The organism is Sulfitobacter sp. W074 (genome assembly GCF_025142275.1).
GTDB lineage: Bacteria > Pseudomonadota > Alphaproteobacteria > Rhodobacterales > Rhodobacteraceae > Sulfitobacter > Sulfitobacter profundi.
This window is the reverse complement of record NZ_CP081130.1, coordinates 2,461,434-2,487,710: the sequence shown is the minus strand read 5'-3', so window position 1 is coordinate 2,487,710 and position 26,277 is coordinate 2,461,434. Positions and strand designations below refer to the sequence as shown.

The window sequence follows — 26,277 nt, the reverse complement described above, 5'->3', positions numbered from 1 at the left end:
GCCGAACGCTTGTCCCCACATAGAACGGGGGCGAAAATGTCGGAAAAAACACATGAGGGGCTGAAATGGGTGATGCGCGCGGGCTACGGCGCGCGCGGGGTGATCTATACGATCATCGGGGGGCTGGCCCTATTGGCCGCCGTCAAAAGCACCCAAGCCTCGGGCACGAAAGACGCCCTCGCGGCGCTGCGGGATGAGCCATACGGTATTCCGGCACTCATCGCGATTGGCATCGGGTTGCTTGCCTATCTGGTCTGGCGCGTGGCTGCGGGCGTGAAGGATGTCGAAGATCACGGGACCGACGCCAAGGGGCTGATCGCGCGGTTGGGGCAAGTCACGACCGGGCTAATCCACGGCGGTATCGGCGTTTCCGTTCTGGCCTTGGCAATGAGCGGCAAGAATTCCGGCGGCAGTTCCGCGCAGGACTGGACGCAAAAGCTGATGTCGATGCCCGCCGGGCGCTATATCGTAGCCGCTGGCGCGCTGATCTTGTTGGGTGCAGGCATCTACTATGCCTACAAAGGTTGGAGCGGGAAATATAAGGGCCATCTGGCGCGCACCCAGTTCACCGAAAGCATCGACCCTATCGTGAAGGTTGGCCTGATTATCTATGGCGGCATTCTGGGGCTGGTTGCCTTTTCACTGGGCTATGCGGCGCTGACCGCGAACCCCGCACAGGCGGGCGGTCTGGGCGAGGCGCTGCAAAGCCTGCGCGGCATGGCCTTTGGGCGTTTCCTTTTGGGCGGTGCCGGGCTGGGGCTGATTGGCTTTGCGGTCTATAACTTTGTCGAAGCGGGCTACCGGGTGGTGCCGAAATTCTCCGACCCCGATATCCGCACCTTGTTGGATTAAACGCAGGGCGGGGGGCTAGACCCTCCGCCTAGCACTCGTTATCCAAGCCCCCGATGAGACGCCGCCATCGCGGCAAGAATTGGGGGCCGCCCGTGCCAGATCTGCTGATTGAACTTTTCTCCGAAGAAATCCCTGCGCGGATGCAGAAACGCGCGGGCGAAGACCTGCAAAAGCTGGTGACCAACGGTCTGGTCGAAGCCGGTCTGACTTATGGCTCCGCCGCCGTTTTCACCACCCCGCGCCGTCTGACGCTGGCGCTTGGCGATATGCTTGCCGCCAGCCCGCGACAGGTGGAAGAGCGCAAAGGCCCGAAAGCCGACGCGCCTGAGAAAGCCATCGAAGGGTTTTTGCGCGGTGCTGGGTTGACCCGTGATCAATTGGAAGAACGCGACACGCCCAAGGGCAAAGTGTTCTTTGCCAAGATCGAAAAACCGGGCCGCCCTGCGGCTGAGATCGTGGCCGAGGTGCTGGAACAGACCATCCGCAATTTCCCATGGCCGAAGTCGATGCGGTGGGGCACGGGCAGCTTGAAATGGGTCCGCCCGCTTCATTCGATCCTTTGCGTCATCAGCGATGAAGCCGGGGCCGAGGTTGTGCCGTTGACCGTCGATGGCATCACCGCTGGCAACACCACGCGCGGACACCGGTTCCTTGCGCCCGATCAGATCGAAGTCGCGGGCTTCGAAGACTACCAGACCAAACTCGCCCGCGCCCATGTCGTGCTCGACCCCGCCGCGCGGGCCGATACGATCTGGCATGACGCCACCAACATGGCCTTCGCCGCCGGGCTTGAGGTTGTCGAAGACGCAGGGCTTTTGGCCGAGGTCGCCGGGCTGGTTGAATATCCCGTGGTGCTGATGGGCCGCATTGGCGACGATTTCCTAGGTCTGCCGCCCGAGGTGTTGCAGACATCGATGAAAGAACATCAAAAGTTCTTTTCCGTCCGCAATCCAAAGTCGGGTCAGATTGAACGCTTTGTCACCGTGGCCAACCGCACCACCGCCGACGATGGCGCGACGATCCTTGCAGGCAACGAGAAGGTGCTCGGCGCGCGGCTGTCGGATGCGAAATTCTTCTGGGACAATGACCTGCGCACCGTGACCTCGGGCGCGGGCATGGAAACTTGGGTGAAGGCGCTCGGAAACGTCACCTTTCACAACAAGCTGGGCACTCAAGCTGAGTTGATCGACCGCATGGCGACCTTGTCGCGTGAGCTTGCTCCGCTGGTCGGGGCTGATGCAGATGAGGCCGAGCAGGCCGCGCGGGTGGCCAAGGCTGATCTCAGCTCCGAGATGGTCTATGAGTTCCCCGAGTTGCAGGGCTTGATGGGCAGCTATTATGCGCGCAAGGCAGGGCTGTCGGACGCCGTGGCGGATGCGGCGAAGGATCACTACGCGCCGCTGGGGCCGTCCGATGATGTGCCGACAGCGCCGGTGTCGATTGCTGTGGCTTTGGCCGAGAAGATCGACAAGTTGACGGGGTTCTGGGCGATTGATGAGAAGCCGAGCGGGAGCAAGGATCCTTTTGCGCTGCGCCGTGCGGCTTTGGGGGTTATTCGGATTTTGGTTGAGAATGATGTCTCGTTGACGCTGAACGACGTGCTGAACAAAAGCGCCGAGATCGTCGGTGACCGCGATGCAGGTCGGGCCGATACCGGTGATATTCTCTCCTTCATCCACGACCGCCTCAAAGTCTACCTCCGCGATCAAGGCATCCGCCACGACATCATTGACGCCTGCATCGCCATGGACGGCAGCGACGATCTGACCCGCTTGGTCAAACGCGCCCGCGCCCTGTCGGAGACGCTCAAAACCGACGACGGCGAGAACCTGATCCAAGGCTTCAAGCGCGCCAACAACATCCTCAGCCAAGCCGAAGAGGCCGATGGCGTGGAATACTCCTTTGGCGCCGATCCGAAGTTTGCGGAAACCGAAGCCGAGAAAGACCTTTTCGCCGCGCTCGACAAGGCCGAGGCCAAGATCACCCCGGCGATGGCAGAGCAGGATTTCTCGACCGCGATGGCGGCGATGGCCGAATTGCGCGGACCGATTGATGCCTTTTTTGAGGCGGTGCAGGTCAATGCCGACAACCCCACCGTGCGGCGCAACCGGCTTAACCTCCTGAGCCGTATTCGCGCGATCTGTAGCGCCGTGGCGGACTTGACCAAACTGGATGGCTGACCGCCGAGGGGGCAAGATCCCTTGCCCCTTCTGCCTCAACCCCTATGCTGCACCGGAACGATTAAGGTGCCGCAGTGCAGAACGATCCCCATACCACGCTGGTGACCCCCACCGCGCCAATTGCCAATGACACCCACGGCGGGCGGGCGAAATGCTTGCAGCGCCTTGTGCGGCTTGAGTTGCCGGTGCCCTCTACCGTGGCGGTTTCTTTCAATGCGGTGCAACAGATCGCGCGCGGGCAGTTGCCTGATATCCAAGCGGTGGTCGATCAATTCCCCAAGGGCGCGCTGCTTTGTGTGCGCCCCTCTAGCCAAGACCCTGATTGGGGCGGGCCGGGGGCGGTGCTGAACATCGGCATCAACGACGCGCTGTTTAAACATTACGCCACGACCATCGGCGAAGGCCCGGCAGCGGCGCTTTATTCGCGGTTCGTGCAGTCCTATGCCGTCAATGTTGCACGGCTGGATCCGGATATGTTCGACGATGTGAACGGCGATGGCCGCGCGGCGCTGATGGAATCACTACGCGCCTATGAGGCCGAAACCGAAGAGCGTTTTCCCCAAGACCCGGCAACGCAACTGGCTGCCGTGTTGCGGTCAATGGCGCGGGCGTGGAACGGCACTTCGGCGCGGTTGCTCCGGCAGGCCAAAGGCGCGCCTGCGGATGCGGGGCTGGGGCTGATCGTGCAAGAGATGGCATTTGGTGTGGGGCAGGGGCAGTGCGGTTCGGGCGTGTTGCAACTGGTCGATAGCGATACTGGCCTGCCGCAAATCACCGGGCGTTACCTCAGCCAAAGCCAAGGCCGTGATGCGCTCGAAGGCGATGCGGCGGCGATGTATCTCACCCGCGATCCGCGTGGGCCGTCGTTGGAGGAACTGGTGCCCGATGCCTTTGCCGAGTTGAAAGACCACGCGGCGCTGATGCGCAAACGGCTCCGGGCCGAGATGCAGGTCGAGTTCGTGATCGACCAAGGCAAGCTGCATATTCTGGATGGTGTGAAGGTCGCACGGTCCTCCCGTGCGGCGGTGCGGATCGCCGTGGCGCTGGCAGACGAAGGGATCATCAGCCGCGAAGAAGCGCTCATGCGGGTGCAGCCCCGCACGCTGTCGGAACTGCTTCACCGTCAGGTTGACCCAAGCGCCAAACGCGACGTGATCGGGCGCGGCATCGCCGCCAGCCCCGGGGCGGCCACCGGGCGGATCGTCTTTTCCGCCAGCGACGCACAGGCCAGCGCCGCGCGGGGGGAGCCTTGCATCCTCGTCCGGCGCGAGACGTCACCAGAGGATATTCGCGGCATGCATGCCGCCGCTGCCGTTTTGACCGAACGCGGCGGCATCACCAGCCATGCGGCGGTGATCGGGCGCGGCATGGGGCTTCCTTGCGTTGTCGGTGCGTCGAACATGCGCTTTATCGTGACCCAGCGGCAGATCATCGCCCCCGATGGGCGGGTTTTTGTCGAAGGGGATCAGGTCACCGTTGATGGCTCAACCGGGCAGGTCTTGGCCGGGGCGGCCAAGATGCAAGAGGCCGCGCTGGATGATACGTTCACCCGGCTGATGGGCTGGGCCGAGGATGTGGCCGACATTGGCATTCGCGCCAATGCCGACACGCCTGCCGATGCGCAGACCGCGCGCAATTTCAACGCCCATGGCATCGGGCTGTGCCGCACCGAACATATGTTTTTCGAGCCCGGTCGCCTGACCGTGATGCGCGAAATGATCTTTGCCGAAAGCGGCGAAGACCGCCGTGCCGTGCTGGAACGTCTGCTGCCCATGCAGCGCGAGGATTTTACCCAGTTGTTCCGCATCATGCAGGGGCAGCCAGTGTGCATCCGCTTGTTTGATCCGCCGCTGCATGAATTCTTGCCCTCAGACAAAGCCGGGCAGCGCGAATTGGCCGAGGCGCTTGGCCTTCAGATGTCTGACGTGACGCGGCGCGTGGCGGCGATGACGGAGTATAACCCGATGCTGGGCCTGCGCGGCGTGCGGCTCGGGGTGACGGTGCCCGAAATCTACGAAATGCAGGCCCGCGCGATCTTTGAGGCCACAATCGAAGCCAGCCGCGATGGCGAGCCGGTGGTGCCCGAGATCATGATCCCACTGGTCAGCGCCCGGCGCGAAGTGGAATTGGTCAAAGCCAGCGTCGATGCCGTGGCCGCCGCCGTGCGCAGCGAGCGCGACGCGAGCTTCACCTACCGTCTCGGCGTGATGGTCGAGACCCCGCGCGCCTGTCTGCGTGCTGATGATATCGCGCCGCATTGTGCCTTTCTCAGTTTCGGGACCAACGATCTGACGCAGATGACCTATGGCCTCTCGCGCGACGACGCGGGGCGCTTCATGTCGAATTACGTCCAACAAGGGGTCTATCCGGAGGATCCTTTCCACGTGCTCGACACCGATGGGGTCGGCGAATTGCTGCAGCTTGGGGCGGAAAGGGGGCGCAAAGCCCAGCCCGGAATCACCCTTTCCATCTGTGGGGAGCATGGCGGTAACCCCGAATCCATCGCTTTTTGCCGCGAATCGGGCTTTGATTATGTTTCTTGTTCGCCGTTTCGCGTACCGGTTGCACGTTTGGCAGCGGCCCAGCTCGCCATTGCCCACAAGATCGGGTAGGGGCAGCGGGCTCCAGCCCAACTTATACCATAATTCGGCAAGTTTCTGCACATAATGCCCGGTTGGGTTTACCGCCCGGAACCTTTTGGCTATCCGCCCCGCAGCCCTAACAATGATGCGAGGCGCATGATGCGTTTTATCCGGTCGATCTCTTTTGCTCTTTCCATGGCTCTGTGCAGCAGCCCGCTGGCTGTTCAAGCAAGCTCCGAAAGCGCGAGCGATCTTGCGCAGATTGAAATTCAAGGTCTGAAATCCGCCGGTGCGGCGCGGCTTCAGGAGATGGTCGCTCAGCCCGTGTCGGCCAGCGAGACAGATGTGAAATTCTCGACCGCTTGGGTCGACAGCCAGCCCAAAGCCGAAGGCAACGCCGAGTTGCAGTGCCTTGCCGAAGCGCTTTATTTCGAGGCGCGCGGTGAGACGGTCAAAGGCCAGTTTGCCGTGGCCGAAGTGATCATGAACCGTGTGAAATCGGCCCGCTTTCCCGGCACGCTTTGCGGCGTGATCAATCAGGGGACGGGGCGCAAGTATCAGTGCCAGTTTACCTATACCTGCGACGGCTACAAAGAAGTCATCAATGAGCCGCGCGCCTTTGCCCGTGTCTCTAAAGTGGCGCGTGCGATCATCGACGGCTCCGCGCCCAAGCTGACCAATGGCGCGACCCACTACCACACCACCGCCGTGAACCCCAACTGGGCGCGGGTCTATACCAAGACTGCGCGGATCGGTCAGCATCTCTTCTACCGCCACACGTGGAAAACCGCCTCGAACTAAGAGTTCGGGTTCGGATGTGCCTTCGGGTGCTGGCCTGCCGTCGGTGGGCCTGCTAAATGTGCATCGAAGCGCCCCCGACGGGGCCCGATACCCTGATCCGATAGGCGCTGCCGATGTCCGACGACGAAATTCGACTTGCCTTTGCCCACCCTTCTGAGCGGGCAGAGACGATGGCCGGCCCTGAGCCGCGCGACCGTATTTCCCTGCGCGATCATATCGTTGAGGTAGAGATCGGCGCCTTTCAGGCCGAGCGGGATGTCACGCAACGGGTCTGTTTCAACGTGGTGGTCGAGGTGGCGCCCCTGACGGGCGTGGTGGATGACGATGTGGATCGCATCCTGTCCTATGACCGCGTGACCGAGGCCATCGCCGCCGAGCTTGCTGCCGAGCGGCTCAACCTCTTGGAAACGCTGGCCGAACGGGTGGCGGACCGTATCTTGATCGAACCGCAGGCGATGCGGGTTTTCGTGCGGATCGAAAAGCTTGACCGTGGCCCCGGTGCGCTTGGGGTTGAGATCGTGCGGGCGCGGGAGGGCGCTGCCATAGCGCAGGACGCCGCCCAAGAGGCACCGCAGCCGCGCGTGATTTACCTGTCAAATGCCGCCATTGCCTCTGACCGCTTGACCGGATGGCTCGACCACTTGGAAGCCTCCGCCCAGCCCGTGATCCTTTGCGTTGGCCCCGCTGACATCGCGGCCCCACGGGCCGGAGATGAAAAAGCACAACGCCACATCGACCTGTTGGCGATCGAACAGAACGCTTGGGTGCTCTGGGCGCGCGATCCCCGCTGCGGGGTCGTTGGCAGCCGGACAGAGTTGGACTGGGCGATGAAAAACGGCCAGATCAGCATCTGGGCCCCTGCGCGGATCGTGCTCGATGCGGTGGACGGCCCCGCCGCCCCGCCAAGCGCGGCACCGGCCTTGGCCGCGTGGTTCGCAGAGACCTCTGCCGCCAGCGAGTTGGTGCTGATCGGCGCAGACCGGCCCGAGGGCGCGGCGCTGCCGGTGCGGGTGCTCGATGTCGACAGTGCGGAGATTGCCTGATGACAGATTATCACCGCCCCTTGGTTCAGATTGGTCCCGCGCGGCCCGAAGGCGCGCTGACCCTTGCGGGCGGCTGGGGCTGGTTTACCCATGTTGAGGTATTGGCGCGGGGGCAGGCGCCGCATGTGATCACGGCAGACGCGCTCCCCCCTACGGCGCGGGCGGCGTTGACCGCGCCGCGCCCGGCCATCGCAGGGCTGACTTTCGACCGCCCCCGCGTGATGGGGATTCTCAATGCCACGCCCGACAGTTTCTCAGATGGCGGTCGCCATGCCGATCCGCAGATCGCGGTCGCTGCGGGGGCGGCAATGCGGGCGGCGGGGGTCGACATGCTGGATATCGGCGGCGAATCGACCCGTCCGGGGGCCGAAACGGTGCCTGAGGACGAAGAGATCGCGCGCGTTCGTCCCGTAATCGAAGGGCTGCGCGCTGCTGGACCCGGGGCGATCAGCATCGACACCCGCAAGGCCGCCGTGGCCGAAGCCGCGGTCGCGGCGGGGGCGGATTTGGTCAATGACGTGGCCGGGCTGACCTTTGACCCGGCGCTCGCGCCCTTTTGCGCGGCGCGGAACCTGCCGGTTTGTGTGATGCATGCCCAAGGCGACCCGGCCACGATGCAACGTGACCCGCAGTATGAAAACGTCCTGCTCGACGTCTATGACTATCTGGCCGGGCGGATCACCGGGTTGGAGGCCGAGGGCATCGCGCGGCACAACATCATCGCCGATCCGGGCATCGGCTTTGGCAAGACGCTTGAGCACAACCTCACACTGCTTGCAAATCTCAGCCTGTTCCACAGTCTCGGCGTGCCGATCTTGCTGGGCGCATCGCGCAAACGCTTCATCGGCACCATAGGGGGCGGCGCGGCTGGGGAAGATCGCGCACCGGGGTCCATCGCGGTCGCCCTGGCGGCGCTTAGCCACGGTGTCCAAGTCTTGCGGGTCCACGACGTGGCGCAAACCATCCAATCCATTTCAATTTACCGCGCGGCACTGACAGGAAAACAGCTATGACAAAACTCTTTGGTACTGATGGCGTGCGCGGCACCGCCAATATTCACCCCATGACCGCCGAAATGGCGCTGCGCATCGGTGCTGCCGTGGGGCGCTATTTCCGGCGTGAGAAAGACACCGTGCACCGCGTGGTCATCGGCAAGGACACACGGCTGTCGGGTTATATGTTTGAAAACGCGCTGACGGCGGGCCTCACCAGCACGGGGATGAACGTCCTGCTGTTGGGGCCGGTGCCGACGCCTGCGGTCGGGCTTCTGACGCGGTCGATGCGCGCCGATCTGGGGGTCATGATCTCGGCCAGTCACAATCCGGCCAGCGACAATGGTATCAAATTCTTTGGCCCGGATGGCTTCAAACTCTCCGATCAGGTCGAACAGGAAATCGAAGCGCTGGTCGCGGAAGGGGTCGCGCCTTCGGAGCCGGATCAGATCGGCCGGGCCAAGCGGATCGACGACAGCCGCTATCGCTATATCGAACGGGTCAAATCCTCATTCCCGCGGCAGATGCGTCTTGATGGGCTGAAAGTGGTGATCGATTGCGCCCATGGCGCGGCCTACCACGTGGCGCCCATGGCGCTGTGGGAATTGGGTGCGACGGTGATCCCCGTGGGCGTGGCCCCCAATGGGTTCAACATCAACGATGGCTGTGGTTCGACCCAGCCGCAATCCGCGGCAGAGGCCGTGGTGGCGAATGGCGCCGATGTGGGCATCTGCCTTGATGGCGATGCAGACCGGGTGATCTTGATCGATCAGAATGGCCGTATCGGGGACGGCGACCAGTTCATGGCGCTGATGGCCGCCCGTTGGGCCGAAGAAGAGCGGCTTGCGGGCAAGGCGCTTGTGGCCACGGTGATGAGCAACCTTGGGCTGGAGCGTTTCCTCGACGACCGCGGTCTGCGGTTGGAGCGCACGAGCGTGGGCGACCGCTATGTGGTGGAACGGATGCGCGAAGGGGGGTTCAACCTCGGCGGGGAGCAGTCGGGTCATATCGTGATGACCGACCACGCGACCACGGGCGACGGACTTATGGCCGGGATGCAGTTTCTGGCTGAGATGGTCCGCTCGGGCAAACCTGCCTCGGAGCTGCTGTACCAATTCGACCCGGTGCCGCAACTGCTGAAAAACGTCCGGTTCTCCGCTGGGCAAACCCCGTTGGAAGAGGCGCAGGTCAAAGCCGCAATCGCGCAGGCCGAGGCCGATCTGGCGCAAGGCGGGCGGTTGTTGATCCGCAAATCGGGCACCGAGCCGCTGGTCCGTGTGATGGCCGAACATGAAGACGCGGCACTGATGGAACGTGCCGTGGACAGCGTGGTTGACGCGGTGAATGCGGCGGTGGGCGGCTAGGCTGTCCTATCCGCGCTGGAACAGCCGTTTCAGCGCGCCGTATTGGCTGAGCCCGACCCCCGCAAGGATCAGCGCCATCGCATAGAGCAGCGACATCGGCAGCGGCTCTGACAAGACCAGCGCCCCCAAGAGGACCGACCAGACCGGCACTTGGTAATTGACCAAGGACATAAAGACCGGCCCGGCGGTGCGCACCACATAGACCCGCAAAAAGGCCGCGCCTGCGGTGGGAATCAGACCCAGAAAGGCCAAGACGGCCACGATCTTGGGGCCGGGCAGGGGCGGCGGGCCTTCGCTGATAAAAGCGGCAGGCAACATGATGCCTGCACCGATCAGCATAAGGATCGTGGCCAGGCCGATCGGGTCTACCGACGGCAAGCGGCGCATGAGGATCGAGCTGATGGCATAGCACGATGCCGCGCCGACGCAGGCGATACGGCCCGCAGTCTCCATCGCGGCACCCGTGCTTTCAAATGCCTGCCCGCCGATCAATACCACCACGCCGATAAAGCCAATGACAAAACCGCCAACCTTGCGCGAGGTCATACGCTCTCCCGGCAGTAGGAAATGCGCCAAGGGCAGGACGATCAGCGCGACCGAGGCCATGGTCACCCCGGCAAAGCCAGAGGTCACATATTGCTGCCCCCATGCCAGAAGTGAAAACGGCAGGGCCGAGCTGATAATGCCGATGGTGGTCAGTGTCGCGATCACGCCCCGCGTCGGGCGGTCGGCGAATAGCGCGAAACCGCGCCAGGCCCATAGCGCCAGCATCACCACCGACGCAAACCCGATCCGAGAGGCGGCGAGCCAAAAGGGCGTAATGCCCGTCAGCGCAATTTCGATGGCCAGAAAGGTGCCGCCCCAGACAAAGCCCAGAATGGCGATCAGCAGCCAGCTGGTGCGGGTGATCTGAGGTGTGGTGTTCATCGGGGCTCCGGCGTAAAGGCAAAGACCCCGGCGCAAGGCCGGGGTCGATGTCGTCTTATCTTGAGAGGGAGATGGCTCAGTTCTTGGCCTTGTCCACCATCTTGCCTGCGGAAATCCACGGCATCATCTCACGCAGTTTCGCGCCGACCTGTTCGATGCGGTGCTCGTCGTTGATGCGACGTGTGGCTTTGAACGAAGGCTGGCCGACTGCGTTTTCCTGCATGAAGTCACGCACGAACTTGCCGTTCTGGATGTCCGTCAGCACGTCTTTCATGCGCTTCTTAGTCTCGTCGTAGGGCAGGATGCGCGGGCCGGAGACATATTCGCCGTATTCCGCCGTGTTCGAGATCGAGTAGTTCATGTTGGCGATGCCGCCTTCATAGATCAGGTCGACGATCAGCTTCACTTCGTGCAGGCATTCGAAATAGGCCATCTCGGGAGCATAGCCCGCTTCGACCAGCGTCTCAAAGCCCATGCGGATCAGTTCGACCAGACCACCGCAGAGCACGGCCTGTTCGCCAAAGAGGTCGGTTTCGCATTCTTCACGGAAGTTGGTCTCAATGATGCCCGAACGGCCGCCACCGATGGCAGAGCAATAGGACAGACCGATTTCCAGCGCCTTGCCGGAAGCGTCTTTGTCGACAGCCACAAGGCAGGGCACGCCGCCGCCTTTGGTGTATTCGCCGCGCACGGTGTGGCCCGGACCTTTGGGCGCCATCATGATCACGTCGATGCCTTCTTTGGGCTCGATCAGGCCGAAGTGGACATTCAGGCCGTGGGCGAATGCGATGGCGGCACCTTCGCGAATGTTGTCATGCACGTATTTTTTGTAGGTCTCGGCCTGAAGCTCATCGGGCATGGTGAACATGATCAGGTCGGCCCAAGCAGCCGCTTCGGCGATGCCCATGACTTTAAGGCCTTCGCCCTCGGCTTTGGCGGCAGAAGCGGAGCCTTCGCGCAGGGCGACGACGAGGTTCTTGGCACCTGAATCGCGCAGGTTCAGCGCGTGGGCGTGGCCTTGGGAACCGTAGCCGAGGATGGCTACTTTTTTGTCCTTGATGAGGTTCACGTCGCAATCGCGGTCGTAGTAAACGCGCATGATCTTGTCCTTTGGTTGATCTTTATCTGCGGTTCACCATAGCGATGTTGCGTCTAGTGGCCATTGTCATCGCAGAGGTATTTGTGAAAGAATGAAGATAGTTATTCGTGGTTTCACTGGAAAACGGAAAATTAATGCTTGATGATCTGGATCGCCGTATTCTGCGCTATTGGCAGGCGGAGCCGAGCCTCAGCCCCGGCGAGTTGGCGGAGCGGTGCAATATCACCTCTGGCAAGGCCGCGCGGCGGATTGCCCGGCTGCAGGATCAGGGGATCGTGCAGGGCAGCGGTGTGGTGATCGATTGGGCCGCACTGGGCTATGCGTTGGAGGTGTCTTTGCGGGTGACACTGGACAAGACGCAGGCCAATGCCTTCGACATCTTTATGGCAGAGGCGCGGCAGGTGCCTGAGGTGATCGAGCTTCAGACGTTTTTGGGCCGAGTCGATCTGCGGCTGTCGATCATCGCGCGGGATATGGGGCATTACCAGCAGATCTATCGCAGTCGTATCCTCACGCTACCGCATATCGCCGAGATCGAGGCGCTGATGCATGTGGCGCGGATCAAAACGCAGGAGGGGCTGCCGCTGTGATTGAGCTTGATGAGATTGACCGCGCCTTGCTGCGCGCTTTGGCGCGGGATGCCACACAGAGTGCGAGCGCATTGGGACGGCGGTTGGGCCTGTCGCAGCCTGCGACCTGGCGGCGGATCAGGCGGTTGGAAGAGGGCGGCGCGATTGCCGGGCGGCGGCTGCGGTTGAATGCCGAGGCTTTGGGTTTTGGTGTGACCGTTTTTCTGGGCATCAAGCTGGCCACGCGGGGCCGGGTGAGTTTGGAGGATTTTGAGCGGGCGGTGAGTGCGATTCCCGAGGTGCAGACGGTGGAGCATGTATTGGGGCTGTTCGACTATCGGTTAAGGGTCGTGGCGCGGGACCTGCCCGATTTCGAACGCGTGCTGAGGCGGCGGATCATGACATTGCCCGGCGCGGGGGAGGTGGAGGCCAATGTGCTTTTGAGCGAAGAGCGCCTGCCGGGGCCGCTTTAGCCGTGAATTGCCTTTTGTGGCGGCGGGACATATGCCTTTGATCGAAAGATGGAGGAAGAACGATGGCATTGCTCGACACGGTAGACCCCACGGGGCTTGATGAATTCAGCGTGGTCTTTACCGACCGTTCGCTCAACCACATGTCAGCGGAATTTCAGCAGGTCATGCGCGACCTCTCGGGCTGGCTGGGCGAAGTGTACAACGCCGACGCTGTGGCGCTGGTGCCCGGCGGCGGTACCTATGCGATGGAGGCCGTGGCCCGACAATTCGCGCGCGGCCAAGACGTGTTGGTGGTACGCAACGGGTGGTTTTCCTACCGTTGGAGCCAGATCATTGAGAGCGCCGATCTTACCAAGAGTGCCGAGGTGATGAAGGCGCGGATGCAGGGCAACGCCAGCCCCGCGCCCTTTGCGCCCGCGCCGATTGAAGAGGTCACCGCAGCTATTCGCGACGGGAAACCGCAGGTCGTGTTTGCACCGCATGTGGAGACCAGCTCGGGCATGATCCTGCCGGATGACTACATCAAAGAAATGGCTGCGGCGGCGCATGAGGTCGGCGCGTTGATGGTGCTTGATTGCATCGCCTCGGGCTGTGTCTGGGTGGATATGAAGGCGCTTGGGGTCGATGTGTTGATCTCGGCCCCGCAAAAAGGGTGGAGCGCGTCGCCTTCCGCTGGGCTGGTGATGATGTCCGCGCGGGCAGAGGCGCGGTTGAATGAGACCACGTCGGACAGTTTCGCCATCGATCTGCGCAAGTGGCGCGACATCATGAAAGCCTATGAGGCGGGGGGGCATGCCTATCATGCGACCATGCCGACGGATGCGCTGCGGCTGTTCCGTGATACAGTGAAAGAGACCCGCGATTATGGGTTCGACCGGTTGAAAGAAGCGCAGTGGCGTTTGGGGGAAGCGGTGCGGCAGGCGCTGGCCGCACGGGGGGTGACTTCGGTTGCTGCTGACGGGTTTGCCGCGCCGGGCGTGGTGGTCGGCTACACCGCCGATCCGGATGTGCAAAACGGCAAGGCCTTTGCCGCTCATGGCATGCAGATTGCAGCGGGCGTGCCGTTGCAGGTGGGAGAGCCGGATGATTTCCGCACCTTCCGTCTGGGGCTGTTCGGGCTGGATAAGCTTTATGACGTTGACGCCACCGTGGCACGGTTGACGGCTGTGCTCGACGAGGTTTTGTAAGACAGGCTGCGCCGCGCGTTAGCGGCGCAGGCCCAGCCCCATTTGCATCAGCATCTTGCGCACTTGGGGCAGGGCGTAGAGCGCATTAAGCGCTGCCGCCCGCGCATCGCGGGCCAGTGGGCTGCTGGCTTGGCTAGCCCGGTTCAGCAGGTCAATGCCCCGGACGCGCAGGCTGATGTCTGTGTGGCGGGCCTTGTGGTAGGCTTCTAGCATCTCGGCATCGCCGAGCTTTTCAGGCGATTTGCGGGCCAGATCCAACAACGTCGCCAGATCGGTTAGCGACATGTTCAGCCCCTGCGCGCCGATGGGGGGCAGCACATGGGCGGCCTCAGCCACCAATGCCACCCGTTCGGCGGAGAGGCGCTTGGCCTCTTGGCTGATGATCGGCCAAAGCGCGCGGGGGCTGGCGAGGGTCAGCGGCCCGAAAAGATTGGCTGAGCGCGCCGTCGCTTCGGCCTCAAAGGCAGCGGTATCCAGCGTGGCGCGGGCTTGGGTCGCGGGACCGTCGTCCATCCAAACCACGGCGGAGCAGGGCATGCCGTCGCGGTCGGGCAGGGGGACGAGGGTGAAGGGGCCGCCGGAGCGGTGTACTTCGGTCGAAACATTCTCATGCGGGATGGGGTGTGTCACGCAAAAGGCCAGCGCCTTTTGGCCGTAGCGGCGGGTGGTGACTTCGATCCCGGCGGCATCGCGCATTGGGCTGTTTCGCCCATCGGCGGCGATCACCAGTCGCGTTTTGATGCGGCTGCCGTCGCTGAGACCGACACGGGCCTCGGAGCTGCGGGTGAAGAGCGTGGTGGTGCCGGTGCCGGGGCGAAAATCGACATTGGGCAGCGCGTTCAGGCGGGCCAAAATCTCGCGGCGCAGCAGCCAATTTGGGAAGTTCCAGCCGAAGGGGGCATCTGAGATATCGGCGGCGTCGAACTCGCGGGTGACGCGGGGGCTCGGGTCATCGCCCCCCGCATCGACGATCCGCATGATCTGCAAAGGGGCGGCATGTGGGGCGAGGCGGTCCCATAGTCCGGCGTCTTCCAAGAGCAGACGGGATGGTTGCAGCAGCGCGGTGGAGCGCATGTCGGCGCCCTCGGCTGCGCCGTCGGTGACGGGCGGTGTGGGATCGACGCAGATCACGTCGAAACCCGCCGCGCCAAAAGCGGCGGCGGCGGTCAGTCCGGCGATGCCGCCACCGGAAATCAGAATATCGCAATCAAAGGTCATCAGCCCGCCACCCGTGTCAGAAAATCGCAGAGGTCTTGCGTATGGTAGTGGATGTGATCGCCTTCGCCACGTGTGGGCGCCACATGCACCGTGCGCATCCCCAAGGCATGGGGGGCGGCAAGGTTGCGTGGATCATCCTCAAACATCGCGGCGGCTGCGGTTTGGAAACCGTCGATGGCAAAGACTTTATCGTAGGCGGCGGCTTCGGGTTTGGGCAGGAAATCAGCGTGTTCGACGCCGTAGACCGCATCGAATAGCCCCGAAAGGCCGCGTGCCTCAAGCACCCGTTCGGCGTAGGGCGCGCAGCCATTGGTGTAGACGATGCGGCGCCCCGGCAGAACGCGGATCGCTTGGGCGAGTAATGGGTCGGGGGTCAGCCGGTCCATCGGGATGTCATGCACATCCGTGAGGTAGGGGCCGGGATCGACGCCATGTTCGCGCATCAGCCCCGCCAGCGTGGTGCCATAGGTCTGCCAATAGTGCTGGCGCAGGTGGTTGGCCTCGGCCCGGTCGACATTGATGGCGCGCATCACCCAATCGACCATACGCGCTTCGATCAAATCGAAAAGCCGCGCCTCGGGGGGGTAGAGCGTCTGATCAAGGTCGAAGACCCAAGTGGTGACATGAGAGAAAGCATCGCGCGGCATGGCGCAGAGGTAGGCCGAGATGGGCAGCCGCGCAAGCCCTCCCGGGTTGCGCATATGGTCGCGGTGAGTAAGGTGGCGCAACTTTCAAGGACAGATAGCTCATGCCCGACGCCAAAACCGGCCCGACCGACGCTTATTCGATGATTCTAGAGGCCATCGACATCGGCACCTATCGCCCCGGTGACCGGCTGGTAGAAAGCGAGTTGGCCGAGCGTTTCGGCGTGTCGCGCACCCCGATCCGTGAAGCTTTACAACGGCTTGAGACCCAATCGCTTTTGATGCGCGACGGGCGCAGCCTGATCGTGGCCTCGCTGGATCACAACCAGATGGCCGAGCTTTACGTCGTGCGGGGGGAGTTGGAAGGGCTGGCCGCGCGTCTGGCCGCGCGCCATGCCACGGCTGAGGAAGTGCGCGTGCTGCGCGAGATGGTGGATGCCGACAACGCGCTGGCGGGCAATCCCAATGCGCTGGCGCGGGCGAATAAGCGGTTTCACAAGCAGATCCATCTGGCGTCGCACAACCGCTATCTGGTGCAACAGCTTGACCTTGTGCACCGCTCCATGGCCTTGATGGCGACCTCTTCGCTTGCGGTGGAGGGGCGTGGGGAGATCGCGCAGGCCGAACATAACCGCATCGTGGAAATGATCGAAGCGCGCGATGAGGATGGCGCGGATGAGGCGCTGCGCACGCATATTTCTGTTGCCTTCATGACCCGATTGAAGCAGGAAGCGGCCCGGCGCGAGGAAGATTTTTAGGCGTCTTCTTCTGCGGCCTTACGTAGTGGGGCAATGTATGCCCATGGGCGGTTTTGTCCCAAAAGTGGGGGCTGCGATAGAGCTCATAAAGTGCCTTGGCAGCGGCTACGGCCCCCAGGGCAAAATAGAGCGGGAATGTAATAACCCAAGGCAGCAGGTGGCGCTGCCCGCGGTTTGAGACCGCGATTACAGAGGCGCAGAGGTTCAGCAGTTCGGACAGGATGAACAGCGCAAAAATCGCCGTCATGAGCGGTGGGGCAAGCCAATCAGTGACCGGGTGGTACAGCCCAAAGACGCTTAGCCAGAGCGACCAGAGCAGCGGGGCGAGGGCGAATTGCGAGACCGTCGCGAGAAAGATCGCCTGCACGCCGATGAACCGCCGCAGCCCGAGGTCTTGCAGCAGTGCGCGCGGCCTCTGCATATGGACGGCCCATGTGATAAGATAGCCCTTCAGCCACCGCGATCGTTGCCGCACCCAAGGCCAAGGGCGGCAGTTGGCCTCCTCAAAAGTGGTGGTGGGTATTAGTTCGGTCACATAACCGCGCCGCGCCAGTCGAAGACCCAGATCGGCATCCTCTGTCACGTTATGAGCGTCCCAAGCGCCGAGCCGTTCAAGGATATCGCGCCGAAAAAACAGGGTTGTCCCACCCAAAGGGACAACCAGCCCCAGTCGGGCCACACCGGGTAGGATCACCCGCCACCACGTCGCATATTCGATGGCGAAACAGCGGGCCATCCAATTGCTGCGGCTGTTGTAAAAATCCAGAATCCCCTGCAAACAGGCGACATTCTCAGGCGCGTTTTGAAAGCGGGTTACGATCTGTTCGATTTGGTCCGGCTCTGGCGCATCCTCGGCGTCCCACACGCCGATGATACTGCCCCGGCAGAAGTCGAGCGCGTAGTTCAGCGCGCGGGGCTTGGTCTTGAGCGCCCCGGCGTCGGGTACTTCGATCACGCTGATCCACGGCGGTAAAGGCGTGCGGGCGATGGTCTTTCGGGTGAGGCTGTCGCTTGCTTCGAGGACCAAGACCACCTCCAGCAGTGATTTGGGGTAGGTCAGCCAAGACAGCCGCGCGATAAGCGCCTGCGCGATCTCTTCCTCATGCAGCAACGGCACGAGGACCGAGACGCGGGGCAGGCGGAAGCCCTTCATATCACTGGCCTCCGGCGGTGCCCGCGGTGGGGCGGTCCGGATGAGACACGCCCATAGCGCCGCCGCCTTGAGGCCACTGGTCAAAAGCAGCGTAAAGGCCCCCCAGAGAAGCGCCACGGCGAGGACTGCCGAGGGAAAGAATACCAGCAGGGCAACGAGGGACAGCAGAATGCCCTGCAACGCAAACCGCCGTTTTCGGTTGCGCACCGCCCAGTTTCGACAGCTTTCGGCGTCCGCCACACGGGTGACGGCATGATGCGCGAGCTCTGTCGCGTAAAGACGGCCGATCTGAGTCTGCACCTGCTGGGGGTCGGCGATGACCAGCACCAAGGACTCCCCCCTTTCGCCCAAGGCACTGCAAAGCTGGGAAAATTCGGCGGGACGGCTGCTGGCCACGAAAAGCCGGTCCCCCAGTTCAAGCCAAGGCACCGCGCCAAATTTCAGACAGAGGCGCGCGGGTATCCGAGCAGAGAGGCGCGGATCGGAGGGGCTGCGCGTAAGATCGACAGGCTGCGCACCGTACTGCCGGGCGAGCGCCCTGACGATGTCATCAGGCGCGACCAGCCCTTCGGTCGCAAGGACCTCGCCCAAGGGGGCGTCGATCCGGCGTTGTAGGTCGAGCCCGTGGAGAAGATCTCTTGGCCCGATGACCCCCGCCGCAATCAGATGCTGACCCAACCGCATCCGGCGGGCGGGCGCGGCGGCCATACGCGGCGCTGAGAGTTTAAGGCGAAGGTTGCTCATTCCGTGCCCCGTCGAGGTTCCGGAATGAGACTGGCAGGCGACCGTTAATTGAGAATTAACAGCCGCCTATGCAATCAATGCATGTGGCAAATTTTAGGCGTTACGCGCGGCCATGGCTTCGCTGAAACGCTCAAATAGGTAGTAGCTGTCCTGCGGGCCGGGGCTGGCTTCAGGATGGTGCTGCACCGACCAGACCGGGCGGCCATCGACGCGGATGCCGCAGTTCGACCCGTCAAAGAGCGACACATGCGTCTCGCGCACGCCTTCGGGCAGGGATTGGCCATCGACCGCGAAACCGTGGTTCATCGAGGTGATCTCGACCTTGCCGGTGTCATAGTCTTTGACCGGGTGGTTCGCCCCGTGGTGGCCGTGGCTCATCTTGACCGTGGTCGCACCAAGCGCCAACGCTAGCATCTGGTGGCCAAGGCAGATGCCAAAGACGGGCAGATCGGTTTTATCCAGCACGTCGCGGATCATCGGCACGGCATAGGCGCCGGTCGCTGCCGGATCGCCCGGACCGTTCGAGAGGAACACGCCGTCCGGTTTATGCGCCATGATATCGTCATAGGTCGCAGTGGCGGGCAACACGGTCACGTCGCAGCCCGCAGAGGCGAGGCAGCGCAGGATGTTGCGTTTCGCGCCATAGTCCACGGCCACGACCTTGTGTTTGGCCTCGGTCTGGGGCGCGTAGCCGTCGGGCCATGCCCACCGCATCTCGTTCCAACGGTAAGTCTGGGCGCAGGTGACGTCCTTGGCCAGATCCATGCCTTCGAGACCGGCAAAACTGCGGGCGGTGGCGACCAGCGCTTCGATGTCAAAGTTGCCGTCCGGGTCATGGGCGAGGGCGGCGTGCGGCGCGCCCTGCTGGCGGATCGCGCGGGTCAGGCGGCGGGTGTCGATACCACCGATGGCGATGCGACCGCGCGCGGCTAGCCAATCCGACAGCGGCTGGATGTTGCGCCAGCTGCTGGGCGTGGTGGGCATCCATTTTACGACCATCCCGGCGGCGACCGGATCGCCGGTCTCGTCATCTTCGGGGTTGGTGCCGACATTGCCGATATGCGGGAAGGTAAAGGTCACGATCTGGCCCGCATAGGAGGGGTCGGTCATGATCTCTTGGTAGCCGGTCATCGCGGTGTTGAAGCACAACTCCGCCACGGTCTGGCCAGTGGCGCCAAACCCCATGCCGTAGAAAATCGATCCATCCGCGAGGGCAAGGCAGGCGGTTGGGCGTGGGCGAGCGGGCGCGGACATGGGGCAGTCTCCGGGCAGAAATGGGCGGGTAAACGGGTGGCAACTTAATCCCGCGCGGGCGCGGGGTCAATAGCCGGAGATAAATGAGATATCGTTTTATATCAGGGACTTACCTAACGCGTCCCCCCATTGCTCCGCGCGAAGAGAGCAGGTAAGCTGCGACACTTGGATTTAGCGAAACACAGGAAACCACCATGTCATTGCGGATGCGCATCTCGGATGCTTTGAAACAGGCCATGAAAGACAAGGCGGCGGACCGGCTTTCGACGCTGCGGCTTATCAATGCCGCAATCAAGGATAAGGACATCGCCGCCCGGGCCAACGGCACGGATGAGGGCGTGTCGGATGCCGAGGTGCTGGGCATTCTCAGCAAGATGGCCAAGCAGCGTCAGGAATCGGCGCGCGCCTATGAAGAGGGCGGGCGTCTGGACCTTGCGGAGCGGGAGCGCGAAGAAGTCGAGGTGATCGAAGAGTTCCTGCCACGGCAGCTCAGCGTCACCGAAACCTCTGCCGCCGTGGATAAGGCCGTGGCCGATGTCGGCGCGACCTCAATCCGCGACATGGGCAAGGTCATGGGGCTGCTGAAAGAGCGCTATACTGGCCAGATGGATTTTGGCGCGGTGGGGCCGGTCATCAAAGACCGCCTGAGCTGAGCCGCGGTCAGGGTTTGAGATGAAGGGCTGGGCCGTCGGGTCCGGCCCTTTTTAGGTGTGCAGGTGACGTGACAGATCATCGTACAGCGCGATGCGCTCCTCTTCGCTGAGAAAGGCCCCGATCTCTACCTCGCGGCCCTCGCCGCGCAGGGTGACGTAATGTGGCACCGGGCCGTCATCGTCGTATTTCTTCACCCGGGTCCAATAACGGTTGCAGTTCCAATCCTTCACCTCGCCCTTGGCGGTGGTATGCACCAGCCGCGCCGTGGTCTCGTCGAGGGTCAGTACCTCTTCGATTTGCCGGGCGCGGTGATTGTGCTGCAAGGCCCAGTAAACCGCGCCCAAGGCCAAGAGTACGAAGGGCAGCAGGCCCCAGAGCAGGGCGGTGCCGAGCATGGCGAAAAGCGGGATCATCGCCAGCGTGAAAGTCGCCAGCATGAAAGCCGCAAAGCCGCGCGCGGGCAGGGATTGATGCGGCCAAAGGCGCATCTGCTGCGGATTTGCGCGGGGCGGGGTTGTCCATTCGTAGGGCATGGGATCGCTCAGGCTCACTCAACCGCCAAGATAGCGGCGCGGCGGGCGATGGCAATGCGGCGCGGGGACGCGGTCAGTCGCCCAGCAGATCCCAGCGGTTGCCGAAAGGATCGCGGAAGACGGCAACTTTGCCATAGGGCTCGTGCCGCGGTAATTCTTCAAATATGACGCCAGCAGCGGTCAGACGGTCGAATTCCGCCGTGAAATCATCTACTTTCAAGAACAGCCAAACGCGCCCCGCGCCCTGTTTGCCAATCGCGGCCTTTTGCTGGTCGTCATCGGCTCGGGCCAGAATGAACCCCGTCTGCGCGCCGGGCGGGGTGACCCGAACCCAGCGTTTGCGGCCCTGATCAACGTCTTCGGTCAGGTCGAACCCCATGACGCTACAGTAAAAATCGATTCCCGCGTCATAGTCAGGAACGATCAAGGTTATCGCAGAAAGATGCATCGTTTCGCTCCAGGTGGCGGGCGCGGAGAAGGCCGCGCCCGCAGGTGGTTTACTCTAGTTCGACAAGCAGGTCCTTGGCGTCGATCTGGCCGCCTGCTTGAACATGCACGGCCTTTACCACCGCATCACGCTCTGCATGCAGGCCCGTTTCCATCTTCATCGCCTCGATGGTCAAAATCAGGTCGCCCGCCTTGACCTGCTGCCCCTCCTTGACCCCGACCGAGGCCACGACCCCTGGCATCGGCGCACCGATGTGATTGGCGTTGCCGGCCTCGGCCTTGGGCCGCTGCACGGTGGCGTCCTTGACCAGACGGTTCGCCACACGGATCACCCGCGGCTGGCCGTTCAACTCAAAGAAGACCTTCACTTCGCCATCTTCACCGGCCTCGGATTCGGCCTGCAGGCGGATCTCCAACGTCTTGCCGGGGTCGATCTCGGCCGAGATCTCAGCGCCCGGCTCCATGCCATAGAAGAACGTATGCGTGGGCAGGGTGCGGACCGGACCATAGACGCGGTGGCGGCCCATGTAGTCGAGGAAAACCTTAGGATACATAAGGTAGCCGCAGAGGTCTTCATCATCGATCTGCATGCCGTCCAATTGCTCTGACAGTTCTTTGCGCAGGGCCTCAAGATCGACGGGCTCCAGATGTTTGCCGGGGCGTTCGGTGTTCGGCGTCTCACCTTTCAGCACTTTCTTGACGATGCCTGCCGGAAAACCGTTGGGCGGCTGGCCCAGATTGCCGCGCATCATGTCGATCACGCTGTCGGGGAAGGACACATCGACGTTCGGATCTTCGACCTGCGCGCGGGTCAGCCCTTGGGAAACCATCATCAACGCCATGTCGCCCACAACCTTGGACGAGGGCGTGACTTTGACGATATCGCCGAACATCTGGTTCACATCCGCGTAGGTCCGCGCCACCTCGGGCCAGCGGTCCTCCAACCCCATGGAGGCGGCCTGCGCCTTGAGGTTGGTGAACTGACCGCCGGGCATCTCATGCAAATAGACCTCGGAGGAGGGCGCCTGCATGCCGGTTTCGAATGCCGCGTAATGACCGCGGACTTCTTCCCAGTAATCAGAGATTTCGCGCACGGCCTTCATGTCGATTCCGGTGTCGCGGTCTGTGTGTTGAAGAGCCGAAACCACGGTGCCGAGCGTCGCCTGCGAGGTGTTGCCAGAAAGCGCATCCATCGCGCAATCGACAGCGTCTACCCCCGCCTCAGAGGCCGCGAGGATCGTGGCGGTGGCGCTGCCTGCGGTGTCATGGGTGTGGAAGTGGATCGGCAGACCAACCTCGGATTTCAGCGCTTTGACCAACGCGCGGGCTTGGGCGGGTTTCAGCAGACCGGCCATGTCTTTCAGCCCCAGCACATGCGCGCCGGCGGCTTTCAAATCCTTGCCCATGTTGACGTAATACTGAAGGTCGTATTTCGCGCGATCCGGATCGAAGATGTCGCCGGTGTAGCAGATCGTGCCTTCGCAGACCTTGCCGGAGGAGACCACCGCATCCATCGCCACGCGCATGTTCTCAACCCAGTTCAGACTGTCGAAAACGCGGAAGACATCGACGCCGGTATTCGCCGCTGTCGCGACGAATTTCTGCACAACGTTGTCGGGGTAGTTGGTATAGCCCACGCCGTTGGAGGCGCGCAGCAGCATTTGGGTCATCACATTGGGCAGGGCCGCGCGCAGATCCCGCAGGCGCTGCCACGGGCATTCCTGCAAAAAGCGGTAGGCCACATCAAAGGTCGCGCCGCCCCAGCATTCGACAGAGAAAAGCTGCGGCAGATTGGCGGCATAGGCGGGGGCCACCTTGATCATGTCGAGGCTGCGCATCCGGGTCGCCAGAAGCGACTGATGCGCGTCGCGCATGGTGGTATCGGTGATCAGCAACTGACGTTGTTGCCCCATCCAATCGGCCACGGCCTGTGGGCCCTTTTGCTCCAACAGGTTGCGCGTGCCCATCTGCGGCTCGCCATGCAACACGGGCGGTTTGGGATCGCGAACATGGGCAGCAGGCAGGGCGTGGCCCTTGGTCTCGGGATGGCCGTTGACGGTGATGTCGGCGATATAGGTCAGCACCTTGGTGGCGCGGTCGCGGCGCTGCTTGAAGTTGAAAAGCTCCGGCGTCTCGTCGATGAACTTGGTGGTGTATTCGTTGTTCAAAAACGTCGGGTGCTTCAGCAGGTTTTCGACGAAGGCGATGTTGGTCGACACGCCGCGCACGCGGAATTCGCGCAAGGCGCGGTCCATCCGCGCAATCGCCATCTCTGGCGTGGGCGCCTTGGCCGTGACCTTGGTCAGCAGACTGTCGTAGTAGCGCGTGATCACCCCGCCCGCATAGGCGGTGCCGCCATCCAGACGGATGCCCATGCCGGTGGCCGAACGGTAGGCGGTGATGCGGCCATAGTCGGGGATGAAGTTGTTCTGCGGGTCCTCAGTCGTGACGCGGGTCTGCAGCGCGTGACCGGTGAGAGAGATGTCTTCCTGACGCGCCTTGCCGGTGGCTTCGGCCAGTGGTTTGCCCTCGGCGATGAGGATTTGCGCGCGGACGATGTCGATGCCGGTGACCTCTTCGGTGACGGTATGTTCGACCTGCACGCGCGGGTTCACTTCGATGAAGTAGAATTTACCGTCGTCCATATCCATCAGGAATTCGACAGTGCCGGCGCATTCATAGTTCACATGGGCACAGATTTTGCGGCCAAGCTCGCAGATCTCGGCGCGTTGGTCCTCGGAAAGGTATGGCGCGGGGGCGCGCTCAACGACCTTTTGGTTGCGGCGCTGGACAGAGCAGTCGCGCTCATAGAGGTGGTAGATATCCCCCTGTTTGTCACCGAGAATTTGCACTTCGACATGGCGCGCGCGCAGGATCATCTTCTCCAGATAGCCCTCGCCATTGCCAAAGGCGGCTTCGGCCTCGCGACGGCCTTCGCGGACTTTTTCCTCGAGTTCCTTTTCCGACATGATCGGGCGCATGCCACGACCACCGCCGCCCCATGAGGCTTTGAGCATCAGCGGATAGCCGACTTCCTTCGCCTCGGCGCGGATTGCGTCCATGTCGTCACCCAGCACTTCGGTCGCAGGAATGACCGGCACGCCGGCTTCCATGGCAACGCGGCGGGCAGAGGCTTTGTCGCCCAAAGCGCGCATGGTTTCGGCGCGGGGGCCGATGAAGGTGATGCCGTTCTGCTCGCAGGCATCGACGAACTCGGGGTTCTCTGAAAGCAGACCGTAGCCGGGGTGGATCGCGTCAGCGCCGGCGGCCTTGGCCACGCGGATCATCTCGTCGATGCTAAGGTAGGCGGCGACGGGGCCGAGGCCCTCGCCAATGCGGTAGGCCTCATCCGCTTTGAAGCGATGCAGGCCCAGCTTGTCTTCTTCGGCGTAAACCGCGACCGTTTTCTTGCCCATCTCATTGGCGGCGCGCATGATGCGGATCGCAATCTCTCCGCGGTTGGCGATCAGGATCTTTTTGAAATCGGTCACTCGTTGGTCTCCCCTGCTGGATTTAACGGCAGCTTAGGGATGCTGCGGTGCAGCGCAAGGGGGCTGTGGCCGTCTTTGTCACATTTCTGCAAGCTTTCCGATCAGAGCGGCGAGAGATCGAAGGGGGCGGGCAGGTCGCGCAGGTTGCCTGCGCCCAACTGCCCCATATTGGCAGTAAGATCGCGCGCGAGCAGATCGATCAGGTGATCAACCCCGCGCGGTCCAAGCGCCGCGAGGGCAAAGTGGAAAGCCCGGCCAAGCATGACGAAATCCGCGCCGAGCGCGAAGGCGCGCAGAATGTCGAGACCCGATTCCACGCCGCTGTCGAAGATCACCGGCAATTTCGTGGCCGCGCGAATGGCGGGCAGCGCCTCGGCGCTGGCCGGGGCTGCGTCGAACTGGCGGCCGGCGTGGTTCGAGACCCAGATCGCATCCGCGCCGGCTTTCTCTAGGGCGGTCGCATCTTCTGGGCGCAAGACACCTTTGATCACCAGCGGGCCATCCCAATGGGCGCGCAGCCAGTGCAGATAGTCCCAATCGGGCGCGGTGCGCAGCAGATAGCCGACATGGGCGGTTGGCGGTAGGTTCGCGCTGGCCGTACCTTCGGTATATTTGTCGAGCATCTTCATATGGGGCAGACCACGCCGCGCCATGCCCATGGCCCAAGCGGGCCGCATCGCCACCTGTGCCATCAGGCGGGGGGTAAGCTTGGGCGGGCTGGTCAAGCCAGATCGGGTCTGCCGCTCACGGCGCGAGGCAACCGGAACATCGACGGTAAGGACGAGTGTGGTAAAACCCGCGGCCTTGGCGCGGGCCAGCATGTCGGTGCGAATCTCGGGGTCCCGCGGGGGGTAGAGTTGGAACCAACCATGCGCGCCCAGATGGGGTGCAATATCTTCGGGGCTTGTGGCGGCAACGGTGGAAAGGCCAAAGGGAATGCCCGCCCGATCCGCCGCGCGGGCAAGGTGAGCTTCGGCATCGGGCCAGATCAGGCCGGACATGCCCAAGGGGGACATGCCGAAGGGCAGGGGCAGCTTTTGGCCCATCAGCTCAACGCTGAGATCAGGTGTGAATTCACCGTGCAACACCGATGGCATAAGCCCGACACGGTCCAAGGCCGCGCGGTTGCGGTGTTTGGTGGCCTCCGTCCCGGTTGCGGAATCAAGGTATTCCCAAACGAATTTAGGCAGGCGCGATTGCGCGCGACTGCGAAGGTCCGAAAGGGCGGGATAGGTTGCATGTAGGTCCATGGCGGCATTTGCGCCAAAGGGTTACGGATTGTCCAGATAGAGAGGAAGCGCGGAGATCGAGC

Annotated in this window: 22 protein-coding genes; 12 read left to right on the top strand and 10 right to left on the bottom strand. The window is 62.7% G+C overall.

Features of this window, described 5'->3' with window-relative positions; all coding sequences use genetic code 11:
- Positions 1 to 36: 36 nt before the first annotated feature.
- The 7 genes from K3762_RS12270 (at position 37) to glmM (ending at position 9,814) form a co-directional block, all read left to right on the top strand.
- The gene (locus K3762_RS12270) at positions 37 to 852 is read left to right on the top strand and encodes a DUF1206 domain-containing protein (protein ID WP_240791583.1); all 816 of its coding nucleotides are present in this window, start codon (positions 37 to 39) and stop codon (positions 850 to 852) included.
- A 92-nt stretch (positions 853 to 944) separates the two neighbouring features.
- Positions 945 to 3,032, top strand: coding sequence for a glycine--tRNA ligase subunit beta (gene glyS / locus K3762_RS12265; RefSeq protein WP_260009570.1), 2,088 nt, complete (start codon positions 945 to 947; stop codon positions 3,030 to 3,032).
- A gap of 74 nt (positions 3,033 to 3,106) precedes the next feature.
- Positions 3,107 to 5,644, top strand: coding sequence for a pyruvate, phosphate dikinase (locus tag K3762_RS12260; RefSeq protein WP_260009568.1), 2,538 nt, complete (start codon positions 3,107 to 3,109; stop codon positions 5,642 to 5,644).
- A 126-nt stretch (positions 5,645 to 5,770) separates the two neighbouring features.
- A complete protein-coding gene (locus K3762_RS12255) occupies positions 5,771 to 6,415 on the top strand; it encodes a cell wall hydrolase (protein ID WP_205570860.1) in 645 nt (214 codons plus the stop codon).
- A 113-nt stretch (positions 6,416 to 6,528) separates the two neighbouring features.
- Positions 6,529 to 7,458, top strand: a complete 930-nt coding sequence (locus K3762_RS12250) for a dihydroneopterin aldolase (protein ID WP_132444457.1) — start codon at positions 6,529 to 6,531, stop codon at positions 7,456 to 7,458.
- Positions 7,458 to 8,471 (top strand): dihydropteroate synthase, encoded by a 1,014-nt coding sequence (gene folP / locus K3762_RS12245; protein WP_132444458.1) that lies wholly within the window; start codon positions 7,458 to 7,460, stop codon positions 8,469 to 8,471. The genes K3762_RS12250 and folP overlap by 1 nt, the downstream gene beginning before the upstream one ends.
- Positions 8,468 to 9,814, top strand: coding sequence for a phosphoglucosamine mutase (gene glmM / locus K3762_RS12240; RefSeq protein ID WP_067916323.1), 1,347 nt, complete (start codon positions 8,468 to 8,470; stop codon positions 9,812 to 9,814). Before folP ends, glmM begins: the two co-directional genes overlap by 4 nt.
- A 6-nt stretch (positions 9,815 to 9,820) precedes the next feature.
- On the opposite strand, the gene K3762_RS12235 is transcribed toward glmM, so the two are convergent.
- Together K3762_RS12235 and ilvC are read right to left on the bottom strand one after the other, a co-directional pair.
- Positions 9,821 to 10,741, bottom strand: coding sequence for a DMT family transporter (locus K3762_RS12235; protein ID WP_260009564.1), 921 nt, complete (start codon positions 10,739 to 10,741; stop codon positions 9,821 to 9,823).
- A gap of 76 nt (positions 10,742 to 10,817) precedes the next feature.
- Positions 10,818 to 11,840, bottom strand: coding sequence for a ketol-acid reductoisomerase (gene ilvC, locus K3762_RS12230; protein ID WP_132444460.1), 1,023 nt, complete (start codon positions 11,838 to 11,840; stop codon positions 10,818 to 10,820).
- A 134-nt stretch (positions 11,841 to 11,974) separates the two neighbouring features.
- On the opposite strand from ilvC, the gene K3762_RS12225 reads away from it, so the two are divergent.
- The 3 genes from K3762_RS12225 (at position 11,975) to K3762_RS12215 (ending at position 14,069) form a co-directional block, all read left to right on the top strand.
- Positions 11,975 to 12,430, top strand: coding sequence for an Lrp/AsnC family transcriptional regulator (locus K3762_RS12225; protein ID WP_067935636.1), 456 nt, complete (start codon positions 11,975 to 11,977; stop codon positions 12,428 to 12,430).
- Positions 12,427 to 12,882: an Lrp/AsnC family transcriptional regulator gene (locus K3762_RS12220; protein WP_132444461.1), complete on the top strand. Its 456-nt coding sequence runs from the start codon at positions 12,427 to 12,429 to the stop codon at positions 12,880 to 12,882. Before K3762_RS12225 ends, K3762_RS12220 begins: the two co-directional genes overlap by 4 nt.
- Positions 12,883 to 12,944: 62 nt before the next feature.
- Positions 12,945 to 14,069, top strand: coding sequence for an aminotransferase class V-fold PLP-dependent enzyme (locus K3762_RS12215; protein WP_132444462.1), 1,125 nt, complete (start codon positions 12,945 to 12,947; stop codon positions 14,067 to 14,069).
- 18 nt (positions 14,070 to 14,087) lie between these two features.
- Here the strand turns inward: K3762_RS12215 and K3762_RS12210 are convergent, their stop codons facing one another.
- Positions 14,088 to 15,287: a UbiH/UbiF family hydroxylase gene (locus tag K3762_RS12210; RefSeq protein ID WP_120351398.1), complete on the bottom strand. Its 1,200-nt coding sequence runs from the start codon at positions 15,285 to 15,287 to the stop codon at positions 14,088 to 14,090.
- Entirely contained in the window at positions 15,287 to 15,934 is a 648-nt protein-coding gene (locus tag K3762_RS12205) for a pyrimidine 5'-nucleotidase (protein WP_132444565.1), read from the bottom strand. Before K3762_RS12205 ends, K3762_RS12210 begins: the two co-directional genes overlap by 1 nt.
- Before the next feature lie 101 nt (positions 15,935 to 16,035).
- On the opposite strand from K3762_RS12205, the gene K3762_RS12200 reads away from it, so the two are divergent.
- Positions 16,036 to 16,689 carry a GntR family transcriptional regulator gene (locus K3762_RS12200; RefSeq protein WP_067622715.1) on the top strand — a complete coding sequence of 218 codons (654 nt, stop codon included), beginning with the start codon at positions 16,036 to 16,038 and terminating at the stop codon, positions 16,687 to 16,689.
- Here K3762_RS12200 and K3762_RS12195 read toward each other — a convergent pair.
- Positions 16,640 to 18,586 carry a glycosyltransferase family 2 protein gene (locus tag K3762_RS12195; protein WP_132444463.1) on the bottom strand — a complete coding sequence of 649 codons (1,947 nt, stop codon included), beginning with the start codon at positions 18,584 to 18,586 and terminating at the stop codon, positions 16,640 to 16,642. The genes K3762_RS12200 and K3762_RS12195 overlap by 50 nt on opposite strands.
- Before the next feature lie 93 nt (positions 18,587 to 18,679).
- Complete coding sequence (carA, locus tag K3762_RS12190; RefSeq protein WP_132444464.1) at positions 18,680 to 19,840, bottom strand: glutamine-hydrolyzing carbamoyl-phosphate synthase small subunit; 1,161 nt, start codon at positions 19,838 to 19,840, stop codon at positions 18,680 to 18,682.
- A 194-nt stretch (positions 19,841 to 20,034) separates the two neighbouring features.
- Between carA and K3762_RS12185 the strand changes: the two genes are divergently transcribed.
- Positions 20,035 to 20,493 (top strand): GatB/YqeY domain-containing protein, encoded by a 459-nt coding sequence (locus tag K3762_RS12185; RefSeq protein ID WP_067622724.1) that lies wholly within the window; start codon positions 20,035 to 20,037, stop codon positions 20,491 to 20,493.
- 51 nt (positions 20,494 to 20,544) lie between these two features.
- On the opposite strand, the gene K3762_RS12180 is transcribed toward K3762_RS12185, so the two are convergent.
- The 4 genes from K3762_RS12180 to K3762_RS12165 form a co-directional block, all read right to left on the bottom strand.
- The gene (locus tag K3762_RS12180) at positions 20,545 to 21,027 is read right to left on the bottom strand and encodes a DUF2244 domain-containing protein (protein ID WP_067940290.1); all 483 of its coding nucleotides are present in this window, start codon (positions 21,025 to 21,027) and stop codon (positions 20,545 to 20,547) included.
- Between the two features lie 73 nt (positions 21,028 to 21,100).
- Positions 21,101 to 21,475: a VOC family protein gene (locus K3762_RS12175; protein ID WP_132444465.1), complete on the bottom strand. Its 375-nt coding sequence runs from the start codon at positions 21,473 to 21,475 to the stop codon at positions 21,101 to 21,103.
- 49 nt (positions 21,476 to 21,524) lie between these two features.
- Positions 21,525 to 24,965: a pyruvate carboxylase gene (locus tag K3762_RS12170; protein ID WP_132444466.1), complete on the bottom strand. Its 3,441-nt coding sequence runs from the start codon at positions 24,963 to 24,965 to the stop codon at positions 21,525 to 21,527.
- A 101-nt stretch (positions 24,966 to 25,066) separates the two neighbouring features.
- Entirely contained in the window at positions 25,067 to 26,215 is a 1,149-nt protein-coding gene (locus tag K3762_RS12165) for an alpha-hydroxy acid oxidase (protein ID WP_120351392.1), read from the bottom strand.
- Between the last annotated feature and the right edge of the window lie 62 nt (positions 26,216 to 26,277).